The sequence below is a fragment of the Alkalibacterium sp. s-m-28 genome (assembly GCF_054658175.1).
In genome coordinates this window covers 1-5,261 of the sequence record NZ_BAAGIQ010000113.1, presented here as the reverse complement: position 1 = coordinate 5,261, position 5,261 = coordinate 1, and the positions used below count along the sequence as shown (strand labels likewise).

Here is a 5,261-nt window from a genome sequence, read left to right as displayed (position 1 = left end):
GAATTGTAGTTGCTTTTCTTGTAAAGTTGACATTGAGCACACCTCTTGTTTTTGTTGTTTTGGTCGACTTTACAATAACATAGAGTGTGCTCTTTTTGTATATTTTTTTCTTCACCCAACGGGTGAAGAAGGAATAGATTGATAAACCTTATCAAAGCGGGATAAATGCCTGTTCTGACAAGGTACTATGAATTATTCAGGTAGTGTATACTGAAATGGTCAGGGCGAGTCAAATAATGACTAGCCCAGTGTACTTGTAACTAGGGAGGACTGACAATGAGAGGCATAGACATTGCCAGAATTTGCGATATATCTACCAGCACGTTGAAACACTATGAAGAGTGGGGACTAGTTCCAGAGATTCCAAGAACTGAAAGTGGGCATCGTCAATACTCAGATACTCACCTTAGTTATTTCAAAAGCATAGTCAAGTTGAATATCGGATACGGAATGGGGTTAGTCAAGGAAATCATGCCTCTGATACAGCAGAAGGAGTTTCTAAAGGCGCTCTGGATAGTTAACGCTTCACAGGCTGATCTTCAGAAAGAAAGAATTCAAGCTGAACAGGTCATTACTATGCTGGAAACAGAAGAGGTAGAATGGATCGATCAGATGAAACATCAGAATGTGACCTATACTATCGGAGAAGTTGCTGAAATAGCGGGAGTAAGAACATCTGCCATACGTCACTGGGAAAAAGAGCAGTTAATCATACCTACACGTGATTCAAGAAGCGGGTACCGTCTGTACACTCAAGCAGAAATAAAGCGTGTCATGATTATAAGAACGGTATCGCGAGCAGCATGGTCATTAGACATCGTCCGGGAGGTGCTGGCAGGTACGGATGTGGAGAATCTGCAGCGGACAAGAGAGATGGCAATCGAATCACTAACTTATATCGATCAGTCACTCATTGCCGGCATGAAAGCTATAGCGGAACTGACATTGCTGATTGACAGCCTGGCAGAACCTGGTGATGAGTGGACGGCTGAGAACTTAGGAAGCTATGCGTACTTCAGATAATAGGGCGCAGAGGAGACAGGAGAGCAGGATGTTTCCTGACAAAAATCGATGGAAAAGATGAAGGGGTAAAAAGCGATAATCCAATCGCAGTTCGGATAGGTTCGACCTATAAAGCATTACTTAAATATGATATGATAAAGTCATGTTTGATAAATTGCAAAGGAGCTAAACTATGACTACTGCAGTAGTAAAAATTCACGAGCTAGTAGATGCGATGGACGATATCACCGTTGTCGTCGGAGAAGAGCATCTAGATAGAGAAATCACAATCAGTGATCTGTCCCGTCCGGCCCTTGAGCTGACAGGCTATTTCAGCTTTTATCCACAGAATAGAATACAGCTGCTAGGAAAAACTGAATTGTCGTTTACAGAGCGTATGACAAGTGATGAGCGTTATATTATCATGAAGAGAATGTGCCAGGCAGATACACCAGCATTCCTAGTGTCGAGAAATCAAGAACCGCCGCAGGAACTGATCAAGGCAGCTGAAGAAAAGGGTATCCCAGTTCTGTTATCTAAACGGTCAACAACCAGACTGTCTTCAAATGTGACGAATTTCCTGGAAGAAAGACTGGCCGAGCGCATTTCTCAGCATGGTGTGCTAGTCGACATCTACGGGATGGGTGTTCTGATAATCGGAGACTCCGGAATAGGAAAATCTGAAACGGCACTTGAACTGATCCAGCGGGGGCATCGCCTCGTTGCAGATGACAGAGTCGAGCTATATATGATGGATGAGCGCCGGATCATAGGAGAACCACCTGAAATCTTAAGACATCTGATCGAAATCAGAGGGATCGGTGTTATCGATGTAGTGAATCTGTTTGGTGTAGGATCGATCCGTTCCAAGAAAACAGTAGATCTGGTCATCAATCTGGAACATTGGGACAAGAACCGCCAGTATGATCGTCTGGGACACAATCTTGACAATATGCGTTTCTTTAACGTCGACATTCCAAAACTGTCTATTCCAGTAAAAGTTGGACGTAACCTGTCCATCATTATTGAAATAGCTACGATGAATATTCGTGCTAAAGAAATGGGTTATGATGCGACCAAAACCTTTGAAACAAACTTGAATAATCTGATCCAGCAGAACACTATGGATAATCAGCAGAATAATTAATGGAGGAAATTGTATGAACAGTATTATAAGTAGCATAGATCCTATCGCATTTCGTCTCGGCCCATTAGAAGTGGCCTGGTACGGCATTATCATTGTGACGGGGATGTTTGCGGCAGTCTGGCTGAGCATGAAAGAATCGGGTAGAAGAGGCATCGAAGAAGATTTTATTGTCGATATGGCCTTCTGGATCATTCCTGCCGGTATAATTGGAGCACGGTTGTATTATGTGCTATTCGAACTTCAGACCTACCTCGCCGATCCAATCAGGATCTTTTACTTCTGGGAAGGTGGACTTGCTATATATGGCGGTCTGATTCTCGGTTTTATTACACTATACTGGTACGCGAACAAGCGGAACGTTCCTTTATGGCTGCTGGTTGATATTCTCGCCCCTCACGTTATGCTAGCACAGGCAATCGGCCGCTGGGGCAATTTCATCAACCAGGAGGCTCACGGAACAGAAGTCACACGACAGTTTCTGGAAAGGCTGCAGCTTCCTGATTTTATCATTAACCAGATGAACATCGACGGCAGTTACTATCACCCGACGTTCCTTTATGAGTCCGTCTGGAATCTGATCGGCTTTGCCATTCTTATGACTCTGCGAGCTAAAACGAAACTGTTCAGACGTGGAGAAGTGTTCTTCAGCTACCTCATATGGTACGGATTCGGTCGTTTCTTTATCGAAGGACTGCGTACAGACAGTTTATATATTGGTGGCGGACTGAGAGGGTCACAAGTACTTTCACTTGTGCTGTTCGTTGTCGGTATTGGACTGATCATCTACAGAAGATTATATGTCTACCCGACACCGCCTTATTATACGGTCGGTATCGAACCTGAAAAGATATTTGAAGAGAAGCGCCGGAAATATGAGAAAAGTAAGAAGTAAGTCATGAGTGAGGAGAGAAATCAGTGAACAAGACGATTGCTGTACTAGGAGCAGGATCCTGGGGAAGTGCCCTGGCTACTGTCCTCTTTGAGAACGGACATGACGTCAGACTCTGGACAAGAGACCCTCATCAGGCAGAAGAAATTACCAGAAACCATACAAATAAACACTACCTTCCAGAATTCACCTTTCCTGAAGGAGTGACGGCTAGCACTAACCTGAAAGAAGTGATATCAGATGCAGATATCATTCTGTTTGTCATTCCGACAAAGGGAATCCGACAGACTGCACAACAGATCAATTCGCTTCTTGACCATCAAGTGACGGTGGTCCATGCTTCAAAAGGACTCGAGGCCGAAACACATAAACGTATATCGACCATACTTGAAGAAGAGATTGAGCCTGACAGGATGACCGGGATTGTAGCCCTGTCCGGTCCCAGCCATGCAGAGGAAGTCGTAGCGAAAGATCTGACGACTATTACGGCCGCCTCTGAAAATATAGAAGCAGCCCGACTGACTCAGAATATATTTTTAAATGATTACTTCAGGGTTTACACAAATGAAGACATCATAGGTGTAGAAATTGGCGCTGCCTTAAAGAATATTATTGCGTTGGGCGCCGGTGTAATCGCGGGTCTGGGTTATGGCGATAATGCCAAGGCTGGTTTAGTCACGCGAGGGCTTGCTGAAATAAGTAGATTAGGTCTGGAGCTTGGTGCGGATCCACTAACATTTATGGGGTTAAGCGGGGTGGGAGATCTCATCGTTACCTGTACGAGCCCGCATTCCAGAAACTGGCGGGCAGGCTATCAGATCGGTAAAGGCAAAAAGGTGGAAACAATTCTTGATGAAATGGGCATGGTTGTTGAAGGAATATCCACCACCAAGGCAGCATATGAACTGGCTCAAGAGTTCAATATTGAAATGCCGATCACGGAGGCTATTTATAACGTCGTTTACAATGACTCTGATGTGAAATATGTTATACTTAATTTAATGAAGCGTGAAGGAAAGTCTGAATAAACTAATGTTGAAAGCGCGTATACTTAAGATAAGAAGGAGTAGAGAACTATGCAGAAAGTAAGAAAAGCCATTATTCCAGCAGCAGGATACGGCACACGGTTTTTACCTGCTACAAAGGCTATGCCTAAAGAAATGATTCCGATCGTGGACAAACCGACGATTCAGTTTATCGTAGAGGAAGCCATCGCATCTGGTATTGAAGATATTCTGATTATTACGGGAAAACTGAAGCGTCCGATCGAAGATCACTTTGATTCAAATCCGGAGTTGGAAGAGAACCTTCGGGCAAAAGGAAAAGACGAACTGCTTGAACTAGTCGAAGAGACAACGGGTCTGAACCTGTATTTCGCCAGACAGGCGTATCCTCTGGGGCTGGGTCATGCGGTCCTTCAGGCGAAAGCTTTTGTAGGGAACGAACCTTTTGTCATCATGCTGGGAGACGACGTCATGGCTGACGAAGTGCCTTTGACTAAGCAGCTGATCGAGGGATATGAGAAGACTCATGCCTCAAACATTGCTGTAATGAAAGTGCCGCATGAAGAAACGTCCAGTTACGGCATCATCGATCCTGAAGCTGAGGCAGGGGAAGGCTTATACAACGTACGCAAGTTTGTTGAAAAACCTGATCCGGATGAAGCCCCTAGTGATTTGGCGATTATCGGCCGTTATCTGATGACTCCGGAGATTTTTGACATTCTTGAAAATCTTGAGCCTGGAAAAGGTGGAGAAATCCAGCTTACGGATGCGATTGACATATTAAACAAAACACAGCGGGTGTTTGCCAAGGAATTCAAAGGTGAGCGTTACGATGTCGGAGACAAGTTCGGCTTCCTGAAAACAACAATTCAATACGGTTTGAAACACCCTCAAGTGAAAGACAACTTGAGGCAATATATTGTGGATCTTGCTAAAGACCTGGAAAATGGAAACGTTGAAAATAAAATGGATGCAGAAGCTCATGAACTTGAGCATGCAAAAGAGTAGAGCAGACAGAAGACGATAGCAGAAGTCAGGCTCCTTTTATAGTGAACAGAAGAGCTGTAGCTGTTTATTATAAGGGGAGTTTTATTTGAATTTGCCCTTTTTACGTCAGGGCAGCCTCTAAATCGAGCATGTAGGAGGAAGGCAATGGAACACTGGTATGAATTTCTTTGAAACACTGTAAGAAGACACACAAATAGAACGCCCTTTTCAG

At 44.1% G+C, this 5,261-nt stretch carries 5 protein-coding genes; all 5 read left to right on the top strand.

Features of this window, described 5'->3' with window-relative positions; translation table 11 throughout:
* Positions 1-276: 276 nt before the first annotated feature.
* The 5 genes from ACYQ4S_RS10640 to galU all read left to right on the top strand — a co-directional run bounded on the left by ACYQ4S_RS10640 (position 277) and on the right by galU (position 5,050).
* Complete coding sequence (locus ACYQ4S_RS10640) at positions 277-1,023, top strand: MerR family transcriptional regulator (RefSeq protein WP_459771055.1); 747 nt, start codon at positions 277-279, stop codon at positions 1,021-1,023.
* A gap of 172 nt (positions 1,024-1,195) precedes the next feature.
* On the top strand, positions 1,196-2,149 hold the full coding sequence (gene hprK, locus ACYQ4S_RS10635) for an HPr(Ser) kinase/phosphatase (RefSeq protein ID WP_346023645.1): 954 nt from the start codon (positions 1,196-1,198) through the stop codon (positions 2,147-2,149).
* 13 nt (positions 2,150-2,162) lie between these two features.
* The gene (gene lgt / locus ACYQ4S_RS10630) at positions 2,163-3,041 is read left to right on the top strand and encodes a prolipoprotein diacylglyceryl transferase (protein WP_346023646.1); all 879 of its coding nucleotides are present in this window, start codon (positions 2,163-2,165) and stop codon (positions 3,039-3,041) included.
* A gap of 23 nt (positions 3,042-3,064) precedes the next feature.
* Positions 3,065-4,066 carry an NAD(P)H-dependent glycerol-3-phosphate dehydrogenase gene (locus ACYQ4S_RS10625; protein ID WP_346023647.1) on the top strand — a complete coding sequence of 334 codons (1,002 nt, stop codon included), beginning with the start codon at positions 3,065-3,067 and terminating at the stop codon, positions 4,064-4,066.
* A gap of 48 nt (positions 4,067-4,114) precedes the next feature.
* Positions 4,115-5,050, top strand: coding sequence for a UTP--glucose-1-phosphate uridylyltransferase GalU (galU, locus tag ACYQ4S_RS10620; protein ID WP_091265145.1), 936 nt, complete (start codon positions 4,115-4,117; stop codon positions 5,048-5,050).
* Positions 5,051-5,261: the final 211 nt, after the last annotated feature.

Coding starts and splice junctions, on each gene's coding strand:
- ACYQ4S_RS10640 (WP_459771055.1), top strand. CDS start 277: ATGAGAGGCATAGACATTGCCAGAATTTGCGATATATCTACCAGCACG.
- hprK (WP_346023645.1), top strand. CDS start 1,196: ATGACTACTGCAGTAGTAAAAATTCACGAGCTAGTAGATGCGATGGAC.
- lgt (WP_346023646.1), top strand. CDS start 2,163: ATGAACAGTATTATAAGTAGCATAGATCCTATCGCATTTCGTCTCGGC.
- galU (WP_091265145.1), top strand. CDS start 4,115: ATGCAGAAAGTAAGAAAAGCCATTATTCCAGCAGCAGGATACGGCACA.